Below are 25882 nucleotides of genomic sequence, written 5' to 3' on the forward strand. Positions count from 1 at the left end.
ACTCCACGCATCCGGCGCGACGGGCGGGGCGGAACCCGCTCCGCCGGGTCGCCCGTCACACATCCGTGGAGTTCCGCAGACGTCGCCGATGCAAAGGAGCAGAATGATCGACAAGACGTGGGGCTCGGCGGCCGAGGCCGTCGCCGACATCCCCGACGGCGCCTCCCTGGCGGTGGGAGGCTTCGGACTCTCCGGCAACCCGATCGCCCTCATCGAGGCCCTGCTGGCCCAGGGGACGGGCGACCTCAGCATCGTCAGCAACAACTGCGGGGTCGACGACTGGGGGCTGGGCGTCCTGCTGAACGCCAAGCGGATCCGCAAGATGACCTCGTCGTACGTCGGTGAGAACAAGGAGTTCGAGCGGCAGTTCCTCTCGGGGGAGCTCGAGCTCGAACTGACTCCGCAGGGCACCCTGGCCGAGAAGCTGCGCGCCGGCGGAGCCGGTATCGCGGCCTTCTACACGCAGACCGGTGTCGGCACGCAGGTCGCCGAGGGTGGCCTCCCGCGCCGCTACGCCGCCGACGGCTCGATCGCCGTCGCCTCGCCGGTGAAGGACGTCCGCCGCTTCGACGTCTCGGGCACCGCACGTGACTACGTGCTCGAAGAGGCGATCGTCACCGACTTCGCCCTCGTCCACGCCCTCCGAGGCGACCGTCACGGCAACCTCGTGTTCAACAAGGCCGCACGCAACTTCAACCCGCTCGCCGCGATGGCCGGCCGGGTGTGCATCGCCCAGGTCGAGGAGCTCGTCGAGCCGGGCGAGCTCGACCCCGACGCCATCCACCTTCCCGGCATCTACGTGCACCGCATCGTGGAAGTCGGATCCGACATCGAGAAGCGCATCGAACGCCGCACGGTCTCGGTCGCCCAGGCCGCCGCGCGCGACATGCCGGAAGGAGCCTGACATGGCGCTCACCCGCAACGAGATGGCCGCCCGCGCCGCCCGGGAGCTCTCCGACGGCGCGTACGTCAACCTCGGCATCGGACTGCCCACCCTCGTGCCGAACTTCGTGCCCGAGGGCGTCACCGTCGTGCTGCAGTCCGAGAACGGCATCCTCGGCGTCGGCCCGTACCCGACCGAGGCGAACGTCGATCCCGACCTCATCAACGCCGGCAAGGAGACCGTGACGACGCTGCCGGGCGCCGCCTTCTTCGATTCGGCGACGAGCTTCGGCATGATCCGCGGAGGGAAGATCGACGCCGCCATCCTCGGCGCCATGCAGGTCTCGGCCGCCGGCGACCTCGCCAACTGGATGATCCCGGGGAAGATGGTCAAGGGCCCGGGCGGCGCGATGGACCTCGTCCACGGCGCCGCGAAGGTCATCGTGCTCATGGAGCACGTCGCCAAGGACGGCTCGGCGAAGATCGTCAACGAGTGCTCGCTGCCTCTCACCGGTCGCAGGGTCGTGGACCGCATCATCACCGACCTCGCGGTCATCGATGTGACGGATGCCGGACTCGTGCTCGTCGAGACGGCCCCGGGGGTCACCGTCGACGACGTGATCGCGGCGACCGAGCCGGAGCTGACGGTGTCGGACCAACTTAAGGTGGAAGCATGAACCACGACGACGTCGTCATCGTCGCCGCCGCGCGCACGCCGCAGGGGCGACTGAAGGGGCAGCTTGCTCCGCTCAGTGCGGTGCAGCTGGGCAGCGCCGCCATCAAGGGCGCCCTCGACCGGAGCGGGATCCCCGCCGAGGCCGTTGACGCCGTGCTGGTCGGCCAGGTGCTGGCCGCCGGCGCCGGTCAGAACCCCGCCCGCCAGGCGGCGGTGGGCGCCGGCATCCCGTGGCACGTCCACTCCAGCTCGGTGAACAAGGTCTGCTTGTCCGGCCTCACCGCCGTCATCGACGGTGCCCGGATGATCGCCACGGGCGACGCGAGCGTCGTCGTCGCGGCCGGCATGGAGTCGATGACCCGGGCACCCCACCTCATGATGGGCTCACGCGACGGCTGGACGTACGGCTCGATCGAGGTGCTCGACCACATGGCGTACGACGGGCTCACCGACGCCTACGACCGCGAGAGCATGGGCGCATCGACCGAGCGGCATAACGGCCGCCTGGAGGTCACGCGCGAGGCTCAGGATGCCGTCGCCGCGCGGTCGCACCAGCGCGCCGCGGCTGCCCAGGCCGACGGGATCTTCGACGCCGAGATCGTGCCGGTTCAGATCCCGCAGCGGAAGGGCGACCCGGTGGTCGTCACGACCGACGAGGGCGTCCGCCCGGCCACGACGGTGGAGACGCTCGCGGGCCTGCGAGCCGCCTTCGCCGAGGGCGGCTCGATCACCGCCGGCAATTCGTCGCAGATCTCCGACGGCGCCTCCGCGGTCGTCCTCACGCGGCGATCCCACGCGGACGAGAACGGCTGGCCCGTGCTGGCCGTCGTGGGCGCCTCCGGCCAGGTGGCCGGACCCGACAACTCCCTGCACTCGCAGCCCGCGCGCGCCATCGAGAAAGCCCTCGAGAAGCAGGGGATCGCCGCATCCGACCTCGACATCGTGGAGATCAACGAGGCGTTCGGGGCGGTCGTGGTGCGGTCGCAGGCAGAGCTCGGGCTCTCCGACGACGTCGTCAACCCGCACGGCGGCGGCATCGCGATCGGGCACCCCATCGGGGCGTCCGGCAACCGCCTGGTCGTCCACGCCGTGCACGAGCTGGTCCGCCGTGGCGGCGGCACGGCCGCCGTGGCGCTGTGCGGTGGGGGCGGTCAGGGAGACGCGCTGATCCTCACGCGCTGAGCGCTCAGCCCTCGAGGCGGCGCTTCAGGCGATCCTTGCGGATCTCCCTCTCGTTCCCGTGGACGGGGGAGTCCTTGGCGACCTCTTCACCGCGCGCCGCCCGGCGCAGATCCACGATGGCGCCGACGACGAGCGCGACGGAGATGCCCCAGCTGACCCACGCGAGAACCTGGCGCCAGGTGAAGGGCTCCTTCTCGCGGAGACCTCGCAGCAGCGTCAGTCCTCCCGTGACGGCGGTGATGAGCCCGGTGCCGAAGAGGTACTTGCGCATGCGGCCACGTTAGCGCGGAGCGATGCGTGCCTGCGCCCCTTGACACGCACCCGCTCGCTGCGTCAAGGGGCGCGGGAGGCCCGCGACGGCGCTGTTAGCCTGGGCGATGCCGAGTCCACGAAACCGTCAGGAGCCCGCGTGACAGAGCCCGCCGAAGGCGCCGACCTCGTCGTCGTCGCGAACCGCCTCCCCGTCGACCGGGTCGTCGACGCCGAGGGCGAGCAGAGGTGGCGTCGCTCTCCCGGAGGCCTCGTGACGGCGCTCGAGCCGGTGATGCGGCGCTCCGACGGGGCCTGGGTGGGCTGGCCCGGCCAGCCCGACATCGAGGTCGCGCCGTTCGAGTTCGAGGGGACCCACCTCGTGCCCATCGCGCTGAGCGCGGACGAGGTCGAGAAGTACTACGAGGGGATGTCGAACGACACCTTCTGGCCGCTCTACCACGACGTCATCGCCGAGCCCCGGTACCGGCGGGTGTGGTGGGACACCTACGTGCGGGTGAACCGCCGTTTCGCTGAGGCCACCGCGGCGGTGGCCGCCCAGGGCGGGACGGTGTGGGTACAGGACTACCAGCTGCAGCTCGTGCCCCAGATGCTGCGCGACATGCGGCCCGACCTCACGATCGGCTACTTCCACCACATCCCCTTCCCGGCATACGGCCTCTACTCCCAGCTGCCCTGGCGCAAGCAGGTGCTCGAGGGCCTGCTCGGCGCCGACGTCATCGGGTTCCAGCGGGTGGCGGATGCCGGCAACTTCGCGCGGGCCGTCCGGCGCCAGCTGCGCTACGACACGAAGGCCACGGGCATCACGGTGCCAAATGCCGACGGCACCACCCGGCGAGCGCTCGCCAAGGCCTTCCCGATCTCCATCGACGCCTCGTCGTACATCGAGCTGGCGCGGCGCGAGGACGTGCGGGCCCGCGCCCGGGAGATCCGGGAGAGCCTGGGCAACCCGAAGCGGATCCTTCTCGGTGTCGACCGCCTCGACTACACCAAGGGCATCCGCCACCGCATGAAGGCGTTCGGCGAGCTCCTCGAGGACGGGCGCATCTCGGTGGAGGATGTCACCCTCGTCCAGGTCGCCAGCCCGAGCCGCGAGCGCGTCGAGGCATACATGCAGCTCCGGGACGAGATCGAGCTCACCGTGGGCCGCATCAACGGCGACCACGACACGATGGGGCACACCGCGATCCGCTATCTTCACCAGGCGTATCCGCGCGAAGAGATGGTGGCGCTCTTCCTCGCCGCCGACGTCATGCTCGTCACGGCCCTTCGCGACGGCATGAATCTCGTCGCGAAGGAGTACGTCGCCTCGCGCATCGACAACCGCGGCGTGCTCGTGCTGAGCGAGTTCGCCGGAGCTGCCGACGAGCTGCCGAGCGCCATCCGCATCAACCCCCATGACATCGACGGGATGAAGGACGCGATCATGCGCGCCATCGACATGCCCGCCGCCGAGCAGGGTCGCCGCATGCGGGCGCTGCGCCGCAAGGTGATCGAGAGCGACGTCGCGCGCTGGTCGCAGTCGTTCCTCGACGCCCTCGAGGGGGCGCGGCGCAACCGTCGTGACGTGGCGGCGGTGCGCACATGACCGCGACCGACGACCGGGCGCGCGCCGAGATCGAGCGTGTCGCGGCATCCGCTCGGCTCCTGGTCGCCCTCGACTTCGACGGCACCCTCTCGCCTCTCGAGGACGAGCCGATGGACGCGCGGATGCTGCCTGCCGCGCGCGATGCGGTGGCCGCTCTGGTGGCTGCGCCCCGGACAGTGGTGGCGTTCGTGTCGGGACGCAGCCTCGTCGACCTCCGCGTGATCGCCGAGCACGACGACTCTTCGCTCGTGCTGCTGGCGGGGTCCCACGGCGCGGAGTACTGGATCCCCGGCGAGGGTCTCTCGCGCCATGCGGAGGACGAGACGGATGTCGCACTCCGCGACATGCTCCGCGCCCACGCCGAGGAGGCCACCGCGCACCTGGAGGGCGTGTGGATCGAGCCGAAGACGTTCGGATTCGGCGTGCACACCAGGCGCGCGGCACCCGCCGCGGCAGCGGAGGCGAACCGGCTCGTCGACCGGATCGTCGCGGAGGAGGCACCCCAGTGGCGCCGGCGCACCGGTCACAACATCGTCGAGTACGCCTTTCGGCACGAGGGTAAGGACTCCGCGATCGCCGAGCTGCGCGAGCGCACCGGCGCCACCGCCGTGCTCTTCGCCGGCGACGACGTCACCGACGAAGACGCGCTGGCGAGCCTCGGCCCCGCCGACCTCGGAGTGCGCGTGGGCGACGGCGAGACCGCCGCGACGGTACGGGTGCCCGACATCGCGGGTCTCGCCGCACTCCTCGCACTGCTCGCGCAGGCGCGCGCGGGCCATCGCGGGTGAGCTGTCACAGCGGCCGAGCGCGCTCCGGCGCGGCAATACACTGAGTCAATGGCCCTGCCCGATTCGCGCCCTGTCAACTCCGTCGACATCAAGCCCCGCAGTCGCGTGGTCACAGACGGCATAGAGGCCACGACCTCGCGCGGCATGCTCCGCGCGGTCGGAATGGGCGACGCGGATTGGGACAAGCCCCAGATCGGCATCGCGTCCAGCTGGAACGAGATCACGCCGTGCAACCTGAGCCTGGACCGGCTCGCGCAGGGGGCCAAGGAGGGAGTGCACGCGGGAGGCGGCTACCCGCTGCAGTTCGGCACCATCTCGGTCTCGGACGGCATCTCGATGGGCCATGAGGGCATGCACTTCTCGCTGGTCTCCCGCGAGGTCATCGCCGACTCGGTCGAGACCGTCATCATGGCCGAGCGCCTGGACGGCTCGGTGCTGCTGGCGGGCTGTGACAAGTCGATCCCGGGCATGCTCATGGCCTCGGCCCGCCTCGATCTCTCCAGCGTCTTCCTGTACGCCGGCTCGATCGCCCCGGGCTGGGTGAAGCTCTCCGACGGCACCGAGAAGGACGTCACGATCATCGACTCGTTCGAAGCCGTGGGTGCGTGCCTGGCCGGCAAGATGAGCGAGTCCGACCTCAAGCGCATCGAGTGCGCGATCGCGCCCGGCGAAGGCGCCTGCGGTGGCATGTACACCGCGAACACGATGGCGTCGGTCGCCGAGGCCCTCGGCCTCAGCCTCCCGGGCTCGGCCGCGCCGCCCTCCGCAGACCGCCGCCGCGACTACTTCGCCCACCGGTCGGGCGAGGCCGTGGTGAACCTGCTCCGCCAGGGCATCACCACGCGCGACATCCTCACCAAGGAGGCGTTCGAGAACGCCATCGCCCTGGCGATGGCACTGGGAGGCTCGACCAACGTGGTCCTGCACCTCCTGGCGATCGCGCGGGAGGCCGACGTCGAGCTGAGCCTCCACGACTTCAACCGCATCGGCGACAGGGTCCCGCACGTGGCCGACATGAAGCCGTTCGGTCAGTACGTCATGAACGACGTCGACCGTCACGGCGGCATCCCGGTCATCATGAAGGCGATGCTCGACGAGGGTCTGCTCCACGGTGACGCGCTGACCGTGACCGGCAAGACGCTGGCCGAGAACCTCGCCGACCTCGCCCCCGACCCCGTCGACGGGACCGTCATCCACCGCTTCGACGACCCGATCCACGAGAAGGGCGGCATCACCATCCTGCACGGCACGATCGCACCCGAGGGCGCGGTGGTGAAGTCGGCCGGCTTCGACGGCAACGTGTTCGAGGGGCCCGCGCGCGTGTTCGAGCGCGAGCGCGCCGCGATGGACGCGCTCGAGGCCGGAGAGATCGTCGCCGGCGACGTCGTGGTGATCCGCTACGAGGGTCCCAAGGGGGGCCCGGGCATGCGCGAGATGCTCGCCATCACGGCCGCCATCAAGGGCGCTGGCCTCGGAAAAGATGTACTACTCTTGACGGACGGACGATTCTCAGGCGGCACAACCGGCCTGTGCATCGGCCACATAGCACCCGAAGCGGTGGACGCTGGTCCCATCGCCTTCGTGCGCGATGGTGATCTGATACGGGTCGATATCGCGGCTCGCACTCTCGACCTACTCGTCGATGAGGCCGAGCTGAGCTCCCGCCGCTCCGGCTGGGAGCCGCTTCCTCCGCGCTATACCCGTGGCGTCCTTGCCAAGTACTCCCGACTCGTGCGCTCCGCTGCGGAGGGCGCGACCACCGGTTGAGCCCGGCCTCCGTCAACCCTCCGACCTGATTCAGAGGATCCCCACCATGTCACTCGACACCGCTGCCGTTCCCCGGCCGCCGGCCCGCACCGCCTCGACGCCCGTGCTCACGGGCGCGGAAGCGGTCGTCCGCTCCCTCGACCTGCTGGGGGTGACCGACGTGTTCGGCCTCCCCGGCGGCGCGATCATGCCCGTCTACGACCCCCTCATGGACGACGAGTCGGTCCGCCACATCCTCGTCCGTCACGAGCAGGGCGCCGGTCACGCCGCCGAAGGCTATGCCGCAGCCTCCGGTCGCGTCGGCGTCGCCATCGCGACCTCGGGCCCCGGCGCGACCAATCTCGTCACCGCCATCGCCGACGCGTACATGGACTCGGTGCCGATCGTCTGCATCACCGGGCAGGTCTTCTCGACCCTGATGGGGACGGATGCCTTCCAGGAGGCCGACATCGTGGGTATCACGATGCCCATCACCAAGCACTCGTTCCTGGTCAAGCGCGCCGAGGACATTCCCGGCGCCCTCGCCGCCGCCTTCGAGATCGCATCGACCGGCCGCCCCGGACCCGTGCTCGTGGACATCACCAAGGATGCCCAGCAGGCAGAGACGCCGTTCGTGTGGCCGCCGAAGATCGACCTGCCCGGCTACCGTCCGGTGACCAAGGCGCACGGCAAGCAGATCCAGGCGGCGGCGCAGCTGATCGCCGAGGCCAAGAAGCCGGTGCTGTATGTCGGGGGCGGCGTGATCCGCGCCCGGGCGTCGGAGGAGCTGCGCACGCTGGCGGAGGCCACCGGCGCTCCCGTCGTGACGACGCTCATGGCGCGCGGAGCGTTCCCCGATTCACACCAGCAGCACCTCGGCATGCCGGGCATGCACGGCACCGTTCCCGCCGTCCTCGCGCTGCAGGAGTCCGACCTCATCGTGGCGCTCGGCGCCCGGTTCGACGACCGCGTCACCGGCAAAGCGGCGCTCTTCGCGCCGCACGCCAAGGTCGTGCACGTCGACATCGACCCGGCGGAGATCTCCAAGATCCGCACCGCGGACGTGCCGATCGTGGGCGACCTGAAGGAGGTGCTCGTCGACCTGCACACCGCTTTCCAGTCCGCCGGCAAGGGTGCCAAGCCCGACATCGCCGAGTGGTGGTCGTTCCTCGACGGGCTGCGGGACGAGTTCCCTCTCGGCTACACGCAGCCCACCGACGGCCTCATGTCGCCGCAGTACGTCATCCAGCGGATCGGCGAGCTCACCGGACCCGAGGGCATCTACGCCGCAGGCGTGGGCCAGCACCAGATGTGGGCGGCGCAGTTCATCAAGTACGAGCGCCCCAACGCCTGGCTCAACTCGGGCGGCGCGGGCACCATGGGCTACTCCGTCCCCGCGGCGATGGGGGCCAAGATCGCCGAGCCCGACCGCGTCGTGTGGGCGATCGACGGCGACGGCTGCTTCCAGATGACCAATCAGGAGCTCGCCACCTGCACGATCAACAACATCCCGATCAAGGTCGCGATCATCAACAACTCGTCGCTGGGCATGGTCCGTCAGTGGCAGACGCTGTTCTTCGACGGCCGTCACTCGCACACCGACCTCAACACCGGGCACGGCACCGTCCGCATCCCCGACTTCGTGACGCTGGCCGAGGCCTACGGCTGCCTCGCGATCCGGGTGGAGAAGGAGGAGGACGTGGATGCCGCGATCAAGAAGGCGCTCGAGACCAACGACCGTCCGGTGGTCATCGACTTCGTGGTGAGCGCTGACGCGATGGTGTGGCCGATGGTCCCGCAGGGCGTCAGCAACAGCTACGTGCAGTACGCGCGCGATCACTCGCCCGCCTTCGCAGAGCAGGAGGACTGAGACATGTCCAGTCACGTGCTGAGCCTCCTGGTGGAGGACAAACCCGGTCTGCTGACGCGCGTCGCGGGTCTGTTCGCGCGGCGCGGCTTCAACATCGAGTCGCTCGCCGTGGGCGTCACCGAGGTTCCCGGGCTCTCGCGCATCACCGTCGTCGTCGACGTGGACGAGCTGCCCCTCGAGCAGGTCACCAAGCAGCTCAACAAGCTCATCAACGTCATCAAGATCGTCGAGCTCGACCCCGTGACATCTGTGCAGCGCGAGCACATGCTCGTGAAGGTGCGCGCCGACAACCAGACACGCTCCAACGTGCTCGAGGTGGTGAACCTGTTCCGCGCCCAGATCGTCGACTACGCGCCGGATGCGCTGGTGGTCGAGGTGACCGGCGACAAGGGCAAGATCGAGGCCTTCCTGCGCGCGCTCGAGCCCTTCGGCATCAAGGAGCTGGCTCAGTCCGGTCTCCTCGCCATCGGCCGCGGCGGCAAGAGCATCACCGAGCGCGTGCTGCGCGGCTGAGTCCGCGCATCCCTCACTTCCCAGACCGATCAATAAGGAGAGACACGAAGATGGCTGAGATCTTCTACGACGCCGATGCCGACCTGAGCATCGTCCAGGGCAAGAAGGTGGCGATCGTGGGCTACGGCTCGCAGGGCCACGCCCACGCCCAGAACCTTCGCGACTCCGGCGTCGAGGTCGTCATCGCGCTCAAGGAGGGCTCGAAGTCCACCGAGAAGGCGCAGGACGAGGGCTTCGAGGTCAAGTCGGTCGCCGACGCGGCCGAGTGGGCCGACCTCATCATGATCCTCGCGCCCGACCAGCACCAGCGCTCGATCTACAACGAGAGCATCAAGGAGAAGCTGACCCCGGGCAAGACCCTCGCGTTCGCGCACGGCTTCAACATCCGCTTCGGCTACATCGAGGCTCCCGAGGGCGTCGACGTGATCCTCGTCGCCCCGAAGGCGCCCGGACACACGGTGCGCCGCGAGTACGTCGCCGGCCGCGGCATCCCCGACATCATCGCGGTGGAGCGGGATGCCTCCGGCACGGCGTGGGCGACCGCGCTGTCGTATGCGAAGGCCATCGGCGGCACGCGGGCCGGCGTCATCAAGACCACATTCACCGAGGAGACCGAGACGGACCTCTTCGGCGAGCAGGCGGTGCTCTGCGGCGGTGTCTCGCAGCTCGTGCAGTACGGCTTCGAGACCCTCACCGAGGCCGGCTACCAGCCGCAGATCGCCTACTTCGAGGTGCTGCACGAGCTGAAGCTCATCGTGGACCTCATGTGGGAGGGCGGCATCGCCAAGCAGCGCTGGTCGGTCTCGGACACCGCCGAGTACGGCGACTACGTCTCGGGCCCCCGCGTCATCGACCCGCACGTCAAGGAGAACATGCAGGCCGTGCTCGCCGACATCCAGTCGGGCGCGTTCGCGAAGCGCTTCATCGACGATCAGGACAACGGCGCGAAGGAGTTCCTCGAGCTGCGCGAGAAGGCGGCCGCGCACCCGATCGAGGCGGTCGGCAAGGACCTCCGTTCGCTCTTCGCGTGGAAGCAGCAGGACGCCGACTATGTCGAGGGCAGCGCGGCGCGCTAGCGCCGCGGTGGCCGAGTGAGATGGCCCGGCTCCCGTTCGCGGGGGCCGGGCCTCGTCTCGTCTGCGTGCGTATCAGGGGGAGCAGGCGTGCGCTCATACTCACATCGCCCCAGCCCGAGGCGATCTTCACGGAAGGAACGACCATGGACGGGAACAACCTGGTCTTCACGGTCGACCGGCTCAATCGCGAGCGGGCGGCCGCCCTCGATCGCGAGAACAGGATCCTTCGCAGCATCGCCGACCGCGGCGTCGTGATCGCGCCCGAGCGGCCGACCACGCACGTCACCTCAGGGATCGGCGTGTGGTGGCGCAGCCTTCTGGCCGGGCCACGGCAGCTGCGCTTCTCCTGAGGCACGGGGCCCGCCGCATCGGGGAGCGGCGGGCCTCGACGTGTGTGGTGGCGCCCTCCACGCAGCTAGGCTCACGGCATGCGTGACGCAGGACCCGTCGAGATCGCCGTGCAGGACCCCGCCGGCGCCCGGATCGCTCTGCGAGGCGGCGCCACCCGCCTGGAGCTCTGCCAGGCGCTGGACGTGGGCGGACTCACCCCGTCCCTCGGCACCCTGGAGGCGGTGCTCGCCGCCGTCGATCCCTCGACCGTCAACGTCCTCGTGCGGCCGAGGGCCGGCGGCTTCGTGTACGACGCGGAGGAGGTCGCCATCGTCGAGGCCGACATCCGCACCTGCGTCGCGCGCGGCGCGGGAGGGGTCGTGGTCGGGGCTCTCACCGTTGCCGGCGCGCTCGACGTCGACACGCTGCGCCGGTGGCGGGATGCCTCGGGGCCGGCCACGCTCGTCTTCCACCGCGCCATCGACGCGTCGGCCGATCCGGCTGCCGTCTTCGATGCGCTGGTGACGGAGGGTGTCGACCGGGTGCTCACCTCGGGTGCTGCATCCCGCGCGGTGGACGGACTCCCGCTCCTCGCCGCGTTCGCGGCTCGATCGGGATCCGTCGAGGTCATGGCCGGCGGCGGCGTCCAGCCCGCCGACATCCCGGCGCTCTTCGCCGCCGGCGTCGACGCCGTGCACCTCTCCGCACGGGCGCGAGCCGGCCGGGACGCCGCTGCCGGCCCCGGCGGCGGCTCACCGGGGCACGACGTCACCGACGGGCGCACCGTCGCCGAGGCGGTCGCCGCGGCCGGCATTACGCTGGACGGGTGACCACCGGACGCGACGACGACGCCCTCACCTGGGACGGCGACGACGACCCGACCCTCCATCTCGGCGCCGACCGCACCCCGCAGACCGACGCCGGTTCCGCAGACCGGGCCGACGCCCCAGCATCGACGGCTGCCCTGCCCGACGGCTACACCGCGGTCGGCAAGGGGAGCGAGGCCGTCGAGGTCACGCCCGCACCCGCACGGACCCCCGACCGCGACGGCGCCGTCGCCGTCGCCGAGCGTGCGCCGATGGGCAACGGCGCGCTGGTGGCGCTCGGGGTGATCGGCGGGATCTACGCGCTCTACGCGATCGGCTGGCTCATCGGCGGGCTGCGGCTGCAGGGCCGCGCGCAGTATCTCGTGTTCGACGTCATGTACCAGGGCAGCCTGTGGCTGGCCGTCCTCGCGCCGCTGCTCTGGTTCGGGGCGACCTTCCTCCTCACCCGGGGTCGCCGACCCTGGGTCAGATTCGTCTGGCTGGCGGCGGGGGTCGTCCTCCTGCTGCCGTGGCCGTTCGTGATGATGGGGGCGGTCGGGCAGTGAGCGAGAACGCGACGGATGCCGCGGTCCCGCCGGCGCGCCCGAGTGCGACCCCGACGTGGCTCGTCGCGGTCATCTGCGGCATAGCCGGGCTCTTCTACGCCTACGCGGTGTGGAACGCCATCGGAAACCTGGTGGCGACGCTCCAGGTCTTCGGCGACGCCGGGCTGACCCTCAACGGGCTGGGCTGGTTCATCTGGATCTTCGCGGCGGTCTTCCCGCTGCTCGTCTGGGGGGCCGCGTTCGCGATCGGGTACCGGCGGGCCGCGCACGAGCTGCTGCTCGTCATGATCACCGGCCTGGCACTGGTGGCCGTCTTCTGGCTGAACGTCGTGGCCTACACCACGCTCAACTCGGCGTCGTTCCTCGGGTGAGCGCCGTCACACGGTCCGGTGGTTGCCCCGGCGGACGGTAGGCTGGCACAGGCCTCGCCCCCGACGGCGTGCGGCGCGGCATCCGCTCCGCCCTGCTCCGCGCGCTCGCGCACCGCCCCGAAGGAACACCCGTGCCGAAGCCTGTCGTCCTCATCGCCGAAGAGCTCTCTCCCGCCACGATCGACGCCCTGGGTCCTGACTTCGACGTGCGCTACGTCGACGGCACCGACCGGCCGGCGCTGCTGTCGGCACTCGCCGACGCCAACGCGGTGCTCATCCGCTCGGCCACGAAGATCGACGCGGAGGCGATCGCCGCGGCTCCCGTCCTGAAGGTCGTCGCCCGCGCGGGCGTCGGCCTCGACAACGTCGACATCAAGACGGCCACTACTGCCGGAGTCATGGTGGTCAACGCCCCGACGTCGAACATCATCTCGGCCGCCGAGCTGACCGTGGGCCACATCCTCAGCCTCGCCCGCCGCATCCCCGCCGCACATGCCTCGCTCGCCGCCGGCCAGTGGAAGCGCAGCGCGTACACCGGCACCGAGCTCTTCGAGAAGACGGTCGGCATCATCGGGCTCGGCCGGATCGGCGCCCTCATCGCCGCGCGCCTGCAGGCTTTCGGCGTCTCCATCGTCGCCTACGACCCCTACGTCACGCCGACGCGGGCGCAGCAGCTGGGCGTTCAGCTGCTCGATCTGGACGAGCTGCTCGCCCAGAGCGACTTCGTCACGATCCACATGCCGAAGACGCCCGAGACGACGGGCATGATCGGCGCGGAGCAGTTCCGCCTCATGAAGAAGACCGCTTTCGTCGTCAACGTGGCCCGTGGCGGCCTCATCGACGAGGAGGCCCTCTACACGGCACTGACCGACGGCGAGATCGCCGGTGCGGGCCTCGACGTGTTCACGAGCGAGCCGCCTGCTGCCGACGGCACCGCCTTCCCGCTCCTGAGCCTTCCCAACGTCGTCGTCACTCCGCACCTCGGCGCGTCGACCGACGAGGCGCAGGAGAAGGCGGGCGTCTCGGTCGCGAAGTCGGTCAAGCTCGCCCTCGAGGGAGACCTCGTGCCCGACGCCGTGAACGTCGCCGGGGGCATCATCGACCCCTTCGTCCGTCCCGGGATCTCGCTGGTGGAGCAGCTCGGCCAGTTCTTCACCGGGCTGGCCCACAGCGCCCTGACGAGCCTCGACATCGAGGTGCGCGGAGAGCTGGCGGCGTACGACGTGAGCGTCTACCGCCTCGCCGCGCTCAAGGGCATCCTGGCCAACGTCGTCAGCGAGAACGTGTCGTACGTGAACGCGCCGCTGTTCGCCGAGCAGCGCGGCATCGAGACGCGTCTGATCGTGGAGCCGGAGAGCCCGCTCTATCGCAACATCACCATCCTCCGAGGCACGCTCGCCGACGGCTCGGTGCTCACCGTCTCGGGCACTCTCGCCGGGACCCGAATGGTGCCCAAGGTGGTCGGCATCAACGGCTACGAGATCGAGGTGCCGATCGAGCGCCACCACCTCGTGATGCGCTACGCCGACCGCCCCGGAATCGTCGCGATCTACGGTCAGAAGCTCGGCAACGCGGGCATCAACATCGCAGGGCTTCAGGTCGCGCAGGCGGATGCCAGCGGCCGTGCGCTCTCCGTGCTGACGGTCGACTCACCCGTTCCGGAAGAGCTGCTCGACGACATGCGCGAGGCGGTCGGCGCCGACCTGTTCCGTCGCATCGAGGTCACCGAGGACTGAGCGCCGGCGGCGAGCCCGCCGGCCACGCTCAGCGGCGGACCGCGCGTTCGACCACCTCGACGAGGGCGTCCATCGCGGCGCCGCGGGGGACCGGGCCGGGGATCGATCCGCCCGCGAGGGCGTTGTTGAAGTACAGACCGTCACTGACGAGCATGACCAGATCGAGGGCGGTGGCGTCCTTCGTGTGCGATCGCAGCGCGTCCGCCCACTGGTCGCGGATACCCCGGAGCGCATCGGTCGCCGCCGCGTTGCCGCCCTGAGCAAGGCGCGACGTCGCGAGGACGGCGCGGTCGAGGGGGTCGTTCTCCATCGCCGACGAGCGCAGGAAGTAGGCGATCGGCCCTTCGGGTGCCGCCGTCATGGCCGCGACGTCCTCGGCGACGAGTTCGTGGAGTCTGTCGATGATCGCCGCCTCGAGCGCGTCCTTCGTGGCGAAGTGGTAGAGCAGGCCGCCCTTGGAGACGCCCGCGGCCCGCGCCGTCGCGTCCATCGTCGCCGCGCGCTCTCCTTCGTCGATGAGGATCTGCTCGAAGGCGTCCACCACCTTCTCGCGGGCGAGGGGTGGGCGGCTCATGGTTCCGATCGTATCGACACGGGTCGCCCGTCCTGTTACTATACCGGCTGGACGGTATAGAAATGACGACTCTTACTCAGGAACTCACGCTCGCGGACGCTCGAGCCCGCAAGGTCGGCTGGCGGGGCTGGGCGGCGCTGGTGGTGCTCATGCTGCCGGTGCTCCTGGTCTCGGTCGACAACACGGTGCTGAGTTTCGCGCTTCCGTCGATCGCCCTGGAGCTCGGGCCCACCAGCGCCCAGCAGCTGTGGATCATCGACGCCTATCCGCTCGTCCTCGCGGGACTGCTCGTGACGATGGGCACCCTGGGGGACCGGTTCGGGCGGCGGCGGATGCTGCTCATCGGCGCCACCGGCTTCGCCGCCGTCTCGGTGCTCGCGGCCTTCGCGCCCAGCGCCGGGTGGCTCATCGCCGCGCGCGCCGGGATGGGCGTGTTCGGGGCGATGCTGATGCCGTCGACGCTGTCGCTGCTGCGCAGCATCTTCACCGACCGCGATCAGCGTCGGCTTGCGATCGCGGTGTGGGCGGCCATGTTCTCCGCGGGGGCGGCACTCGGCCCGATCGTCGGCGGTCTGCTCCTCGAGCACTACTCGTGGGGCTCGGTCTTCCTCCTGTCGGTGCCGGTCCTCGTCCCGCTTCTCGTCCTCGCACCCCTCCTCGTGCCCGAGAGCCGCGACCCCGCGCCCGGCCGCATCGATCCCCTCAGCATCGCGCTTTCCCTGGCCACCATGATCCCGATCGTGTACGGCATCAAGGAGCTCGCAGTCCACGGCCTCACCGCTGCGGCGTGGCTTCCCATGCTCGCCGGCACGGGGTTCGGCGTGCTGTTCGTGCGCCGGCAACTGCGGGCGTCGACGCCGATGCTGGACATGCGCCTGTTCGCGCGGGGCACGTTCAGCGGCGCGCTACTGGTGAACCTCCTGAGCGTCATCGCGCTCGTCGGCTTCCTCTTCTTCGTCGCGCAGCACCTGCAGCTCGTCGTCGGCCTGTCGCCGATGCAGGCGGGCCTGGCGCTGGTGCCGGGCCTCGTCATGATGATCCTGGCCGGACTCGCGGTCGTGCCGATCTCGAAGAAGTGGCCTGCCCGCGTGGTGGTGCCGGCAGCGCTGGTCTTCTCGCTCGGCGGCTACGTGGCGGTGGCGTTCTCGACCGGCTCCGACAGCATCGGCGCGCTCGTCGCCGCCTTCGTCGCCCTCGGCATCGGCATCGGTGCGGCCGAGACCGTGTCCAACGAGCTGGTGCTCTCCAGCGCGCCGCCTGCCAAGGCCGGTGCCGCCAGTGCGGTGTCCGAGACGGCGTACGAGCTCGGCGCGGTGCTCGGCACGACCGTGCTGGGCGGCATCCTCACCGCGCTCTACCGTGCTCATCTCGTCGTGCCCGCAGATGTCCCGGATGCCGCGGCCACCGCAGCGTCCGAGACGCTGGCCGGGGCCGTGCACGCGGCAGAGACGGTCGGCGGCGCCACCGGCCAGGCGCTCTTCGAGGCCGCTGCGACCGCGTTCGACCAGGGCGTCGCGGTCACGGCGCTGATCGGAGCGGTCCTGGTCGTCATCGCCGGGGTCATCGCGGCCACTACCCTGGGAGGGTCCCGCCAGAAGTCGTAGGAGCACCATGTCGCGTGTCGTGAAGCTGGCCGTCATCCCCGGAGACGGCATCGGTCCGGAGGTCATCGCCGAGGCGGAGAAGGTGCTCGAAGCGGTCACCGTCGGAAGCGGCATCCGCTTCGACAAGACCCGGTTCTCGCTGGGGGCCGCGCGATTCCTCGAGACCGGCGACACCCTCACCGACGGCGACCTCGCCTCGATCGCGGCGCACGACGCGATCCTCCTCGGCGCGGTGGGAGGAGTGCCCGGGGACCCCCGCCTCAAGGACGCCAACATCGAGCGGGGGCTCCTGCTGAAGCTGCGCTTCGCGCTCGACCACTACGTCAACCTCCGCCCCTCGCGGCTCTATCCCGGGGTGCCCGGACCCCTCGCGAGTCCCGGCGACGTCGACTTCGTGGTGGTCCGCGAGGGCACCGAGGGGCCCTATGTCGGCAACGGCGGATCCATCCGCACCGGCACGCCGCACGAGGTCGCCAACGAGACGTCGGTGAACACCGCCTTCGGGGTGGAGCGGGTGGTGCGCTACGCGTTCCATCTCGCCGAGCGCCGCCGCAGGAAGCTGACGCTCGTCCACAAGACGAACGTCCTCGTGCATGCCGGCGGCATCTGGAAGCGCCTCGTCGACGAGGTGGCGCAGGAGCACCCCGACGTCGCCGTAGACTACGTGCACGTCGACGCGGCCACCATCTACCTGGTCACGAACCCGGGCCGCTTCGACGTGATCGTCACCGACAACCTCTTCGGCGACATCCTCACCGACCTGGCCGGCGCCGTCACCGGTGGCATCGGCCTCGCCGCCTCGGGAAACATCAACCCCGGCGGCGCGTTCCCCTCGATGTTCGAGCCCGTGCACGGTTCGGCGCCCGACATCGCAGGACAGCAGAAGGCCGACCCCACGGCCGCGATCCTCTCGGTCTCGCTGCTGCTCGACCACCTCGGGCTGCAGGGCGAAGCACAGCGCGTCACCACCGCTGTCGAAGACGACCTCGCGAGCCGGGGCACGGCACCGCGTACCACGGCGCAGATCGGCGACGCCATCGCCCGACGCCTCCGGGCGTAATCTGGAACCGGCAAGCGCCGCCCACTCTCGCGGAACGATCCGCACGAAAGCACAGGCCGTCATGACCCTCATCGATTCCGACCCCGACACCGGACTCGCCCCGCTCGAGTTCACCGTCCACCGCAACCTGCAGGCCAAGACCGCACAGCAGCGCGAGGAGATCCTCGCCAACCCGGGCTTCGGCACCAACTTCACCGACCACATGGTCGACATCTGCTGGTCCACCGGCGGCGGGTGGCACCGCCCGCGCGTCCAGCCGTACGGCCCGCTGTCCCTCGACCCGGCCGCCGCCGTCCTGCACTACGGGCAGGAGATCTTCGAGGGCATCAAGGCGTACCGGCACGCGGACGGCTCCGTCCACACGTTCCGCCCTGACCAGAACGGACGCCGCCTGCAGCGCTCGGCCCGCCGGCTCGCGCTTCCGGAACTGCCCGTGTCGTACTTCATCCAGTCCCTGCGCGAGCTCGTCGCCGTCGACGGCGAGTGGGTGCCGTCGGGTGCCGACCAGAGCCTCTACCTGCGCCCGTTCATGTTCGCCAAGGAGGCGTTCCTCGGCGTCCGCCCCGCGCACAAGGTGGGGTACTACGTCATCGCCTCGCCCGCGGGCGCCTACTTCAAGGGCGGCGTGCAACCCGTGTCCATCTGGCTGAGCGAGGACTATGCGCGCGCCGGAAAGGGCGGCACGGGTGCGGCCAAGACGGGCGGCAACTACGCCGCGAGCCTGCTGCCCCAGTCGGAGGCCTACGAGAACGAGTGCGACCAGGTCGTCTTCCTCGATCAGGACCGCAACGTCGAGGAACTCGGCGGCATGAACGTGGTCTTCGTGTACAAGGACGGCACGCTGGTGACGCCGCAGTCCGATTCCATCCTCGAGGGCATCACGCGCGACTCGATCCTTCAGCTCGCTCGTGACCGGGGCCACCGGGTCGAGGGGCGTTCGGTCTCGTTCGACGAATGGCGTCAGGGCGTGGCGTCGGGCGACATCGTGGAGGTGTTCGCGTGCGGCACCGCCGCCGTCGTCACGCCGATCGGCCTGCTCAAGGGGAAGGACTTCGTCGACGACCAGCCGACCGGCGAGCTGGCGCTGTCGCTGCGCGAGGAGCTCACCGACATCCAGTACGGCCGCCGCGAAGACAAGCACGGGTGGCTGCTGCGCCTTGACGGGTAGGGTCATCGGGTGAGGATCGCGCGCTTCAGCCACAACGACGCCATCAGGTTCGGGATCGTCGACGAAGGGGAGATGGTCGTCCTCGCGGGTGACCCGATGTTCGCGGGATACGAGACGACGGGGGAGCGCGTGCCGCTGGCCGACGTCGCGCTCCTGGCGCCGGTGATCCCGCGGTCGAAGGTCGTCTGCGTCGGCCGCAACTATCGCGAGCACGCAGCCGAGCTCGGCAACGAGGTGCCCCAGGCTCCGATGCTGTTCTTCAAGCCCAACACGTCGGTCATCGGGCCCGGCGACTCGGTGGTGCTCCCGAAGGGCTCGGACTTCATCAGCTTCGAGGGCGAGCTGGCCGCCGTGATCGGGCGGATCGCGAAGAACGTCCCCGCTGAGAGCGCTCTGGACTACGTCTTCGGCTACACGATCGCCAACGATCTCACCGCGCGCGACTGGCAGCGCTCCGACGGGCAGTGGGCCCGTGCGAAGGGCTTCGACTCTTCGTGCCCGCTCGGGCCCGCCATCGAGACGGAGTTCGACGTGAACGGGCCTGCCGTGATCACGACGCGTCTGAACGGCGAGGTCCGCCAGCAGGGGCCGATCAGCGACATGATCTTCTCGCTCGCCGACATCATCGCCTTTGCCTCCGCCGCCTTCACACTGCTGCCCGGCGACGTCATCCTCACCGGAACACCCGCCGGGGTGGGCCAGATCACCGCCGGCGACACGGTCGAGGTCGAGATCACCGGACTCGGCACGCTGCGCAATCCCGCGCGCGATGCCTGAGACCGCATCGCTCTCCGTCGGCGAGCTGGCGCGGGTGCAGCGGCGCACGGTCGCGGTGCTCTCGCTCGGGCAGGTTCTCGGTGGACTCGCCTTCGGCGCGACGCTGTCGCTCGGCGCCGTCCTGGCAGCGGAGCTCTCCGGCGACGAGGCGTTCGCGGGCCTGGCCGCGGCGGCGGTGACCTTCGGCACGGCGCTCACCGCCGTGCCGCTCGCGGCGATCGCGCGCCGACGAGGACGACGGCTCTCTCTCACGACGGGCATGGCCGTCGCACTCGTCGGCGTCGGTCTCGTCATCGCCGCCGTCGGCGTGGACGCCTTCCCACTGCTGCTCGTCGGCTTCCTCATCATCGGCGCGGGCCAGGCCGCAAACCTGCAGTCGCGCTTCGCCGCGGCAGACCTGGCGACCGACGCATCGCGGGGCCGCGATCTTTCCATCGTGGTGTGGGCGACGACGATCGGTGCCGTGCTCGGCCCGAACCTCACCGGACCGGGGGAGGCCGTCGGCGCGGCGATCGGCATGCCGGCGCTCACGGGCGCATACCTGTTCACCCTCATCGCGCAGGGGCTCGCGATCCTCGTGTACCTCGTCGCGATGCGTCCCGACCCGCTGCTGCTCGCGCAGCGGGTGGTGGCATCCGCCCCCGCCGGCAGCCGCCCCATCGCCCGCGCGGATCGGCCGGCGGCCGCGCGCTACGCGATCTTCGCCGTCGCCGCCGCGCACGGCACGATGGTGTCGGTCATGGCGATGACGCCGGTGCATCTCACCCACCTGGCCCACGGCGCGACCGAGGCTGCCACGCTCTCGATCATCGGCTTGACCATCAGCCTCCACATCGCCGGCATGTACGTGCTCTCGCCCGTCTTCGGCGTTCTCGCCGACCGCGTGGGGCGTGTGCCGACCATCCTCGTCGGTCAGGGTGTGCTCGCGGCAGCGCTGCTCACGGCGTCCTTCGGTCAGAACTCCACCGTCGCGGTCACCGTCGCGCTCGTTCTGCTCGGTCTGGGGTGGAGCGCGTCGACGGTCGCGGGATCCGCACTGCTCACGGAATCGTCTTCCGAGGAGCTGCGGACGCGCCGGCAGGGGCTGAGCGACTTCACGATGAGCGTCGTCGGCGGCGTCGGAGCCATCGTGGCCGGGGCCGTGCTCGGGGGGATCGGCTACGGCGGGCTCGCACTGGTGGTGATGGCGCTGGTGGTCGCGTCCGTGGTGCTCGCGCCGCTCGGGTGGCGCGCCGCGGTGCGCGCATAGCTTCGGGGCCGGACCCGACCCGGATCCGGCCCCGAAGCGGCTATCGGAGCGTTACGGCACCGGAACCGCCACCACCTCGGTGACCCGGTCGGTCGCCGGTGCGCTCAGGCCCGGGTTCGCCTCCAGGAAGGCCACGAGGTTGGCCAGGTCCTCCGGGCCGCCGACGAGGTTCTCCCCTTGGGTGAACGCGGTGAACTGGTCGCCGCCTTCCGCGAGGAAGTTCAGCGTCGCGACGCGATACGTCGCCGCCGGATCGATCGGCACGCCGTCCAGAGCCAGCCCGCTGATCTGCTGCCCCTGCGGGGCGGCCTTGTCCCAGGCGTAGGTGAGGCCCTCGGAGGCACCCAGGTGCAGGAACGGCCGGCCGCGGGTCGGCACGTACTGCTGTTCCAGCACGTCCTTGATCTCCTGACCCGTCATGTCCAGGGTCACCAGGATGTTGCCGAACGGGGCGACGGCGAACGCCTCGGCGTACGTGACCTCCCCGGGCTGCTCCGCGTGCGACACTCCGTCGAACAGCAGGCTGGCACGGATGCCGCCCACATTCATGAACGCGATCTGAGCGCCGCCGTTCTCGGGCGCCTCGGTTCCCCACAGGATCGCGTCGGCGATGAGGTTGCCCATCGGCGTCTCGATCGAGCGGTCTCCGCTGGAGTCGCCCGTGATGTCCTCGACGACGCTGCCGACGACCCGGCCGCCGACCACCTCGCCCAGTGCGGACCACTTGGCGATCAGCGCCGTGAGCGCGGGGTCGGCCTCCTCGCGCAGCACCAGATGATTCTCGGAGCTGACGCGGTCGCGGACCACGTCACCGGTGGCCTGGCTCAGCACGAGGCTCGTCTGCGTCACGACGCGACCGTACTGATTGGCGCTGGTGACCCAGCGGCTGTCACCGTTCGGATCCGGGATGTTGCAGATGTAGGGCATGTGCGTGTGTCCGGTGACCACGAGGTCGATGGCCGGATCGAATCCCTCGGCGATCTGGACGATCGGTCCAGAGATGCCGTCGCAGCCGTTGTAGCTCCCCGGCTGCGAGCCGCCCTCGTGCAGCAGCACGACGATCGCCTCGACACCGGCGGCCTGCAGCTCGGCGGCTGCGGCGTTCGCGGTCTCGACCTCGTCGAGGAAGTCCACGGTCGCCACGCCTCCGGGTGCGACGAGCGTCGGGGTCTCCTCGAGGGTCATGCCGATGAAGCCGACCTGGATTCCGCCCAGCTCGCGCACCTCCGTGCCCGGCAGCAGCGTCTCGCCGTCCGACTGGTTGACGACGTTCGCCGCCAGCCAGTTGAAGTCGGCGCCGGCGTAGGGCTCCTCAGGGAAGAAGCATCCCTTCTCGGGGTGGCATCCGCCGTTCTGCATGCGCAGCAGCTCGGTCGTGCCCTCGTCGAACTCGTGGTTGCCGACGCTCGAGATGTCCAAGCCCATGAGGTTGAGGCTCTCGACCGAGGGCTCGTCCTGGAACAGACCCGACAGGAACGGCGAGCCGCCGATGAGGTCGCCGGCGGCCACGGTGACCGAACGGTCCTCGAACGACATCGTGCGCAGCCCGGCGAGGGTGGTCGACAGATACTCCGCGCCGCCGACGAGGTTCTGCTCCGGATCCTGGGCAGGCGTCAGTCGTGCGTCGCTGGTCGCCTCGAGGTGTCCGTGGTAGTCGTTGAACGACAGGACCTGGGCGACCGTCTCGTCGAACCAGCTCGGCTGGCTCATGTCGATCTCATTCTGGACGGCCGGGGCGACCGAGTTGGGGCCGCCCAGGATCGTCAGTCCCTGCGGCGAGAGCTGTTCGAGCGCCGCCAGCGTCGCGGGCGTGAGCGCATCCCCGGCGGTCAGCAGGAGGGGGACACCGAGGTAGCCCGCCAGCGCGCCGCCGGTCAGGGCGTCGGGGAACGCCTGTCCCGTCGCGAGCAGTGGTGCAGTGTCGCGCTCGTACGTGAGCGCGATCATCGCCGCCGTGTCGTAGCGATCAGCGCCGGCCAGCCGGGTCGTGGCGGGAACGATCTGCTGGATGGCGTTGAACACCGCGTCGGACACGGCGCTGCTGCCGCCCAGCACGATGACCGCCTGGGGCTGGAGCGCGGTCAGCGCTTCCGCGGTCGCTGCGGGAAGGTCGCCGCTGCGCGTGAGCAGCACGGGCGCTTCGGCGCGGGCCGCGGCGGCGCCACCGGCCAGTGCGTCGGGGAAGTTCTCACCGGTCGCGACGAACACCAGCGGCAGGCCCACCGGGAAGTCGGCAGCGATGAGCGCCGACGTCTCATAGCGGTCGGCGCCTCCGACGCGCTCGACGGTGCCGTACTCGGCGAGCTCGGCGGCGACAGCTGCAGAGACCGCCGCCTCACCGCCGACGATGCGGATGGTCGTCGGGCTGAGGGTCGCCAGCGCTTCGGCGGTCGCGTCGGGCAGCGAGTCGGGCAGGGTCAGCAGCGTCGGCGCCCCGCTGCCGGTGAATGCGCTGGTGGAGATGGCGGGAGGCGCGAGGCGCGCCGACAGAGCGTCGGGGAATGTCGTGCCGGATGCCACGTACACGATGTCGGGCGCGTCGAACTCCATCGCGATCAGAGCCGCTGTCTCGAACCTGTCGGCGCCGGCGATGCGGGTGGAGCTCTCGCCCTCCACGATCTCCAGCGGCCGGACGACGGGACCCGCCGCGGTGGCCGGCTGTAGGGCCACGACGGCGAGCGGTAGTGCGAGTGCCAGGGCTGCCAGCACTCCGGTACTGCGTCGTTGCAGCACCGTTCGGGGTGACGTCACGATGTCTCCTTCGTCTTTCCTTATGGGATGACGCCGGTTGCCTGGGGGCGGTCGGCTGATCGCGAGGCTAGTGCCAAAGCGTCCAAAGCGACACCCGGTGCGGCGGGTCGGCGCTGCCGGCGCCCGGCTCCGGAAGCGATTGTCAGCGTCCTAGCGCGGCGAGCGCCAGCGCGAGATCGTCGGCGTCGTTGAAGACGTGGAAGGCCACGCGCGCGCGCCCGTTGCGCCCGGACGCCGTCACCCCCGCCGACGTCAGCAGAGCGAGAGCCTCGCCCCGCGGGTCGTCCCATGTGACGATCGCCGAAGGGTGCGGCGGCGCCGCGATGCCCAGGCTCGCCCGGAACTCGGCGGCCAGCCCGGTCGCGTGAGCGTGAAGCTCTGCGGGGTCCAGCGAGGCGAAGAGCTCGAGTGCGGGCGTCGCACCGACGAACGCCTGCCAGGCGGGGGAGACGTCGTACCGGCGCGCGTCCGGAGCGAGCTCGATCTCGGCGCCGTAGCAGGACGACCAGGGGTCGTCGCCCGCATACCAGCCGGCGTGGACAGGCGACGTCCGATCGCGCAGCCGGTCCGAGACGGCGAGGAAGGACACGCCGCGGGGAGCGCACAGCCACTTGTACGCGTGGCAGATGACGGCGTCGAATGCGGATGCCGTCACCGGAAGCCACCCCACCGCCTGGGTGGCATCGCACAGGGTGAGCGCGTCGTGCGCTTCGGCGGCCGCCGCGACGGCCGTGGCATCTGCGACCTCGCCCGTCCCGGACTGCACCAGCGCGAACGAGACCAGCTTCGTCGTCGGGCGCACGTGGGCGGCGAGATCGGCCAGCGGCGCGGTCCGGACGTGGATCCCGCGCCCGGCGTGCACGAACGGAAGCACGATCGACGAGAACTCGCCGGCGGGAACGAGCACTTCTGCGCCGTCGGGAAGTGCGGCGGCCACGAGGGACGCCGCAACGGATGCCTGCGAGCCGATCGCCACGTGCTCGGCGCCGACGCCGATCAGCAGCGCGAACAGCTCCCGCGATCGCTCGACGGTGGCGCAGTACGCCGCGATGTCCGGGCGGCCGTCGGCCCATGCGGCCAGGTCGGCGAGGATCGCCGCCCGGGCGGCACGGGGAGGGAGCCCCACGGTGCACGCGGCGAGGTAGCCTCGGCCGCCGTCGAACTCTCGACGCGCGGCGCTGAGGGCGGTAGGGGCGGCGACGGGTGGCATGGCACCAGCGTGCGCCGCGAAACGCCGCGGGTCTAGAGCCGGTGTTCCATGGCATGCATAACGGTGGCTTATGATTCACCCGTGAGCGACACGGTGGGCGGCGAACCCGCGTTCGACGCGAGGGAACTGCGGGTGGTGCGGGCGATCGCCGACGCCGGATCGATCACGGGCGCCGCCACGGCGCTCGGCTACAGTCAGCCCGCCGTCAGCCAGCAGGTCAGGCGTCTCGAGCAGCGGCTGGGCGTGGCGATCGTCGAGCGGGTCGGACGCAGCGTCCGCCTCACCGACGCCGGGCGGGTCCTCGCCCGACACGCGACCGCGGTCGCCACGGCGCTGGATGCTGCCGCCGGCGAGCTGGCGGAGCTGCGAGGGCTGCGCGCCGCGCGGGTGCGGCTGATGGGGTTCCCCTCGGCGTCGCCCACGATCGTGCCGCGGCTGCTCGCCACGCTGGCGAGGCGGCATCCGGGCATCTCGCTCACCTATGTCGAGGCGGAGCCGCCCGAGGCGGTGGAGGCGGTCCGCGATGACCGGACCGACATCGCTCTCACCTTCAGCTATCCGGGTGACCGCGACGATCCGCACGGGTCGAGCGCTCGGGGGCTCGCGGTGCATGCGGTCGGCACCGATCAGCTGCTGGGCGTGCTGCCGGCGGGCCATCCGGCAGCGAGCGCGTCGGAACTGGATGTGGGTGCGCTCGCCGATGCCGACTGGATCGCGGGGTGCCCGCGCTGCCGGGGTCACCTGCTGGAGCTGTGCGGTCGAGCCGGCTTCACGCCGCGTATCGCGTTCGAGACCGACAACGTCGTCGCGGTCGAGGGTCTCGTGGCGCAGGGGATCGGGGTGGCCACGTTGCCGCGCCTCGCGGTGGAGTCGTTCCCGCGCCTTCCCGGCGTCGCGATCGTGCCGCTGCCGGCCGGCGAGCGGCGCACGATCCACACGGTGACGGCGAGGGGTGCGGAACGGGTGCCGGCCGTCCGGGTGACGCTGGCCGCATTGGGTCGTCTGGTCGCCGGGGCGCAGGGCGCTCGAGCAGGCGACCTCCGCGGAGCGGGGCGGACGCCCGAGGCCGCGACCGACGGCAACTAAACT

The 25882-nt window shown here is 70.6% G+C and carries 24 protein-coding genes; 20 read left to right on the forward strand and 4 right to left on the reverse strand.

Features of this window, described 5'->3' with window-relative positions:
* Window positions 1-103 precede the first annotated feature (103 nt).
* From IR212_RS06540 to IR212_RS06550, 3 genes are read left to right on the forward strand one after another with little or no spacing between them, the layout of a single operon-like run.
* On the forward strand, window positions 104-904 hold the full coding sequence (locus IR212_RS06540; RefSeq protein ID WP_194398128.1) for a CoA transferase subunit A: 801 nt from the start codon (window positions 104-106) through the stop codon (window positions 902-904).
* 1 nt (window position 905) lies between these two features.
* Window positions 906-1559: a CoA transferase subunit B gene (locus IR212_RS06545; RefSeq protein ID WP_194398129.1), complete on the forward strand. Its 654-nt coding sequence runs from the start codon at window positions 906-908 to the stop codon at window positions 1557-1559.
* The gene (locus tag IR212_RS06550) at window positions 1556-2740 is read left to right on the forward strand and encodes an acetyl-CoA C-acetyltransferase (RefSeq protein ID WP_194398130.1); all 1185 of its coding nucleotides are present in this window, start codon (window positions 1556-1558) and stop codon (window positions 2738-2740) included. The genes IR212_RS06545 and IR212_RS06550 overlap by 4 nt, the downstream gene beginning before the upstream one ends.
* A gap of 4 nt (window positions 2741-2744) precedes the next feature.
* Here the strand turns inward: IR212_RS06550 and IR212_RS06555 are convergent, their stop codons facing one another.
* Complete coding sequence (locus IR212_RS06555; protein ID WP_194398131.1) at window positions 2745-3011, reverse strand: hypothetical protein; 267 nt, start codon at window positions 3009-3011, stop codon at window positions 2745-2747.
* A gap of 138 nt (window positions 3012-3149) precedes the next feature.
* On the opposite strand from IR212_RS06555, the gene IR212_RS06560 reads away from it, so the two are divergent.
* From IR212_RS06560 to serA, 11 genes are all read left to right on the forward strand, one after another.
* Window positions 3150-4598, forward strand: a complete 1449-nt coding sequence (locus IR212_RS06560) for an alpha,alpha-trehalose-phosphate synthase (UDP-forming) (RefSeq protein WP_194398132.1) — start codon at window positions 3150-3152, stop codon at window positions 4596-4598.
* Entirely contained in the window at window positions 4595-5386 is a 792-nt protein-coding gene (gene otsB / locus IR212_RS06565; protein WP_194398133.1) for a trehalose-phosphatase, read from the forward strand. Before IR212_RS06560 ends, otsB begins: the two co-directional genes overlap by 4 nt.
* 48 nt (window positions 5387-5434) lie before the next feature.
* Window positions 5435-7153, forward strand: coding sequence for a dihydroxy-acid dehydratase (gene ilvD, locus IR212_RS06570; protein ID WP_194398134.1), 1719 nt, complete (start codon window positions 5435-5437; stop codon window positions 7151-7153).
* Window positions 7154-7199: 46 nt separating this feature from the next.
* On the forward strand, window positions 7200-9002 hold the full coding sequence (locus IR212_RS06575; RefSeq protein ID WP_194398135.1) for an acetolactate synthase large subunit: 1803 nt from the start codon (window positions 7200-7202) through the stop codon (window positions 9000-9002).
* A 3-nt stretch (window positions 9003-9005) separates the two neighbouring features.
* Window positions 9006-9515 carry an acetolactate synthase small subunit gene (gene ilvN, locus IR212_RS06580; RefSeq protein WP_194398136.1) on the forward strand — a complete coding sequence of 170 codons (510 nt, stop codon included), beginning with the start codon at window positions 9006-9008 and terminating at the stop codon, window positions 9513-9515.
* Window positions 9516-9565: 50 nt separating this feature from the next.
* Window positions 9566-10591, forward strand: a complete 1026-nt coding sequence (gene ilvC, locus IR212_RS06585) for a ketol-acid reductoisomerase (RefSeq protein ID WP_194398137.1) — start codon at window positions 9566-9568, stop codon at window positions 10589-10591.
* A 143-nt stretch (window positions 10592-10734) separates the two neighbouring features.
* Window positions 10735-10941 (forward strand): hypothetical protein, encoded by a 207-nt coding sequence (locus tag IR212_RS06590; RefSeq protein WP_194398138.1) that lies wholly within the window; start codon window positions 10735-10737, stop codon window positions 10939-10941.
* Between the two features lie 78 nt (window positions 10942-11019).
* Window positions 11020-11751 carry a copper homeostasis protein CutC gene (locus IR212_RS06595; protein WP_194398139.1) on the forward strand — a complete coding sequence of 244 codons (732 nt, stop codon included), beginning with the start codon at window positions 11020-11022 and terminating at the stop codon, window positions 11749-11751.
* Complete coding sequence (locus IR212_RS06600; RefSeq protein WP_194398140.1) at window positions 11748-12293, forward strand: DNA polymerase III subunit gamma/tau; 546 nt, start codon at window positions 11748-11750, stop codon at window positions 12291-12293. Before IR212_RS06595 ends, IR212_RS06600 begins: the two co-directional genes overlap by 4 nt.
* Window positions 12290-12664, forward strand: a complete 375-nt coding sequence (locus IR212_RS06605; protein WP_228479516.1) for a bacitracin resistance protein — start codon at window positions 12290-12292, stop codon at window positions 12662-12664. Before IR212_RS06600 ends, IR212_RS06605 begins: the two co-directional genes overlap by 4 nt.
* A gap of 131 nt (window positions 12665-12795) precedes the next feature.
* On the forward strand, window positions 12796-14400 hold the full coding sequence (gene serA / locus IR212_RS06610) for a phosphoglycerate dehydrogenase (RefSeq protein WP_194398141.1): 1605 nt from the start codon (window positions 12796-12798) through the stop codon (window positions 14398-14400).
* Window positions 14401-14428: 28 nt separating this feature from the next.
* Here the strand turns inward: serA and IR212_RS06615 are convergent, their stop codons facing one another.
* Window positions 14429-14974, reverse strand: coding sequence for a TetR/AcrR family transcriptional regulator (locus IR212_RS06615; RefSeq protein ID WP_194398142.1), 546 nt, complete (start codon window positions 14972-14974; stop codon window positions 14429-14431).
* Between the two features lie 62 nt (window positions 14975-15036).
* On the opposite strand from IR212_RS06615, the gene IR212_RS06620 reads away from it, so the two are divergent.
* The 5 genes from IR212_RS06620 (at window position 15037) to IR212_RS06640 (ending at window position 20832) form a co-directional block, all read left to right on the forward strand.
* A complete protein-coding gene (locus IR212_RS06620; protein ID WP_194398143.1) occupies window positions 15037-16578 on the forward strand; it encodes an MFS transporter in 1542 nt (513 codons plus the stop codon).
* 7 nt (window positions 16579-16585) lie between these two features.
* Window positions 16586-17638, forward strand: coding sequence for a 3-isopropylmalate dehydrogenase (locus tag IR212_RS06625; protein ID WP_194398144.1), 1053 nt, complete (start codon window positions 16586-16588; stop codon window positions 17636-17638).
* 61 nt (window positions 17639-17699) lie between these two features.
* A complete protein-coding gene (locus IR212_RS06630; RefSeq protein WP_194398145.1) occupies window positions 17700-18806 on the forward strand; it encodes a branched-chain amino acid aminotransferase in 1107 nt (368 codons plus the stop codon).
* Between the two features lie 9 nt (window positions 18807-18815).
* Window positions 18816-19583, forward strand: a complete 768-nt coding sequence (locus tag IR212_RS06635) for a fumarylacetoacetate hydrolase family protein (protein WP_194398146.1) — start codon at window positions 18816-18818, stop codon at window positions 19581-19583.
* Complete coding sequence (locus IR212_RS06640; RefSeq protein ID WP_194398147.1) at window positions 19576-20832, forward strand: MFS transporter; 1257 nt, start codon at window positions 19576-19578, stop codon at window positions 20830-20832. The genes IR212_RS06635 and IR212_RS06640 overlap by 8 nt, the downstream gene beginning before the upstream one ends.
* A gap of 51 nt (window positions 20833-20883) precedes the next feature.
* Here IR212_RS06640 and IR212_RS06645 read toward each other — a convergent pair whose 3' ends face one another.
* Both IR212_RS06645 and IR212_RS06650 read right to left on the reverse strand, forming a co-directional pair.
* The gene (locus IR212_RS06645) at window positions 20884-23583 is read right to left on the reverse strand and encodes a cell wall-binding repeat-containing protein (RefSeq protein WP_194398148.1); all 2700 of its coding nucleotides are present in this window, start codon (window positions 23581-23583) and stop codon (window positions 20884-20886) included.
* Window positions 23584-23725: 142 nt separating this feature from the next.
* Window positions 23726-24793 carry an aminotransferase class V-fold PLP-dependent enzyme gene (locus IR212_RS06650; RefSeq protein ID WP_194398149.1) on the reverse strand — a complete coding sequence of 356 codons (1068 nt, stop codon included), beginning with the start codon at window positions 24791-24793 and terminating at the stop codon, window positions 23726-23728.
* Between the two features lie 48 nt (window positions 24794-24841).
* Between IR212_RS06650 and IR212_RS06655 the strand changes: the two genes are divergently transcribed.
* On the forward strand, window positions 24842-25879 hold the full coding sequence (locus tag IR212_RS06655) for a LysR family transcriptional regulator (RefSeq protein ID WP_194398150.1): 1038 nt from the start codon (window positions 24842-24844) through the stop codon (window positions 25877-25879).
* Window positions 25880-25882: the final 3 nt, after the last annotated feature.

It is taken from the genome of Microbacterium atlanticum (assembly GCF_015277815.1).
Taxonomy (GTDB): domain Bacteria; phylum Actinomycetota; class Actinomycetes; order Actinomycetales; family Microbacteriaceae; genus Microbacterium; species Microbacterium atlanticum.

Coding starts and splice junctions, on each gene's coding strand:
- IR212_RS06540 (WP_194398128.1), top strand. CDS start 104: ATGATCGACAAGACGTGGGGCTCGGCGGCCGAGGCCGTCGCCGACATC.
- IR212_RS06545 (WP_194398129.1), top strand. CDS start 906: ATGGCGCTCACCCGCAACGAGATGGCCGCCCGCGCCGCCCGGGAGCTC.
- IR212_RS06550 (WP_194398130.1), top strand. CDS start 1,556: ATGAACCACGACGACGTCGTCATCGTCGCCGCCGCGCGCACGCCGCAG.
- IR212_RS06555 (WP_194398131.1), bottom strand. CDS start 3,011: ATGCGCAAGTACCTCTTCGGCACCGGGCTCATCACCGCCGTCACGGGA.
- otsB (WP_194398133.1), top strand. CDS start 4,595: ATGACCGCGACCGACGACCGGGCGCGCGCCGAGATCGAGCGTGTCGCG.
- ilvD (WP_194398134.1), top strand. CDS start 5,435: ATGGCCCTGCCCGATTCGCGCCCTGTCAACTCCGTCGACATCAAGCCC.
- IR212_RS06575 (WP_194398135.1), top strand. CDS start 7,200: ATGTCACTCGACACCGCTGCCGTTCCCCGGCCGCCGGCCCGCACCGCC.
- ilvN (WP_194398136.1), top strand. CDS start 9,006: ATGTCCAGTCACGTGCTGAGCCTCCTGGTGGAGGACAAACCCGGTCTG.
- ilvC (WP_194398137.1), top strand. CDS start 9,566: ATGGCTGAGATCTTCTACGACGCCGATGCCGACCTGAGCATCGTCCAG.
- IR212_RS06590 (WP_194398138.1), top strand. CDS start 10,735: ATGGACGGGAACAACCTGGTCTTCACGGTCGACCGGCTCAATCGCGAG.
- IR212_RS06595 (WP_194398139.1), top strand. CDS start 11,020: ATGCGTGACGCAGGACCCGTCGAGATCGCCGTGCAGGACCCCGCCGGC.
- IR212_RS06615 (WP_194398142.1), bottom strand. CDS start 14,974: ATGAGCCGCCCACCCCTCGCCCGCGAGAAGGTGGTGGACGCCTTCGAG.
- IR212_RS06620 (WP_194398143.1), top strand. CDS start 15,037: ATGACGACTCTTACTCAGGAACTCACGCTCGCGGACGCTCGAGCCCGC.
- IR212_RS06625 (WP_194398144.1), top strand. CDS start 16,586: ATGTCGCGTGTCGTGAAGCTGGCCGTCATCCCCGGAGACGGCATCGGT.
- IR212_RS06630 (WP_194398145.1), top strand. CDS start 17,700: ATGACCCTCATCGATTCCGACCCCGACACCGGACTCGCCCCGCTCGAG.
- IR212_RS06640 (WP_194398147.1), top strand. CDS start 19,576: ATGCCTGAGACCGCATCGCTCTCCGTCGGCGAGCTGGCGCGGGTGCAG.
- IR212_RS06650 (WP_194398149.1), bottom strand. CDS start 24,793: ATGCCACCCGTCGCCGCCCCTACCGCCCTCAGCGCCGCGCGTCGAGAG.
- IR212_RS06655 (WP_194398150.1), top strand. CDS start 24,842: ATGGCATGCATAACGGTGGCTTATGATTCACCCGTGAGCGACACGGTG.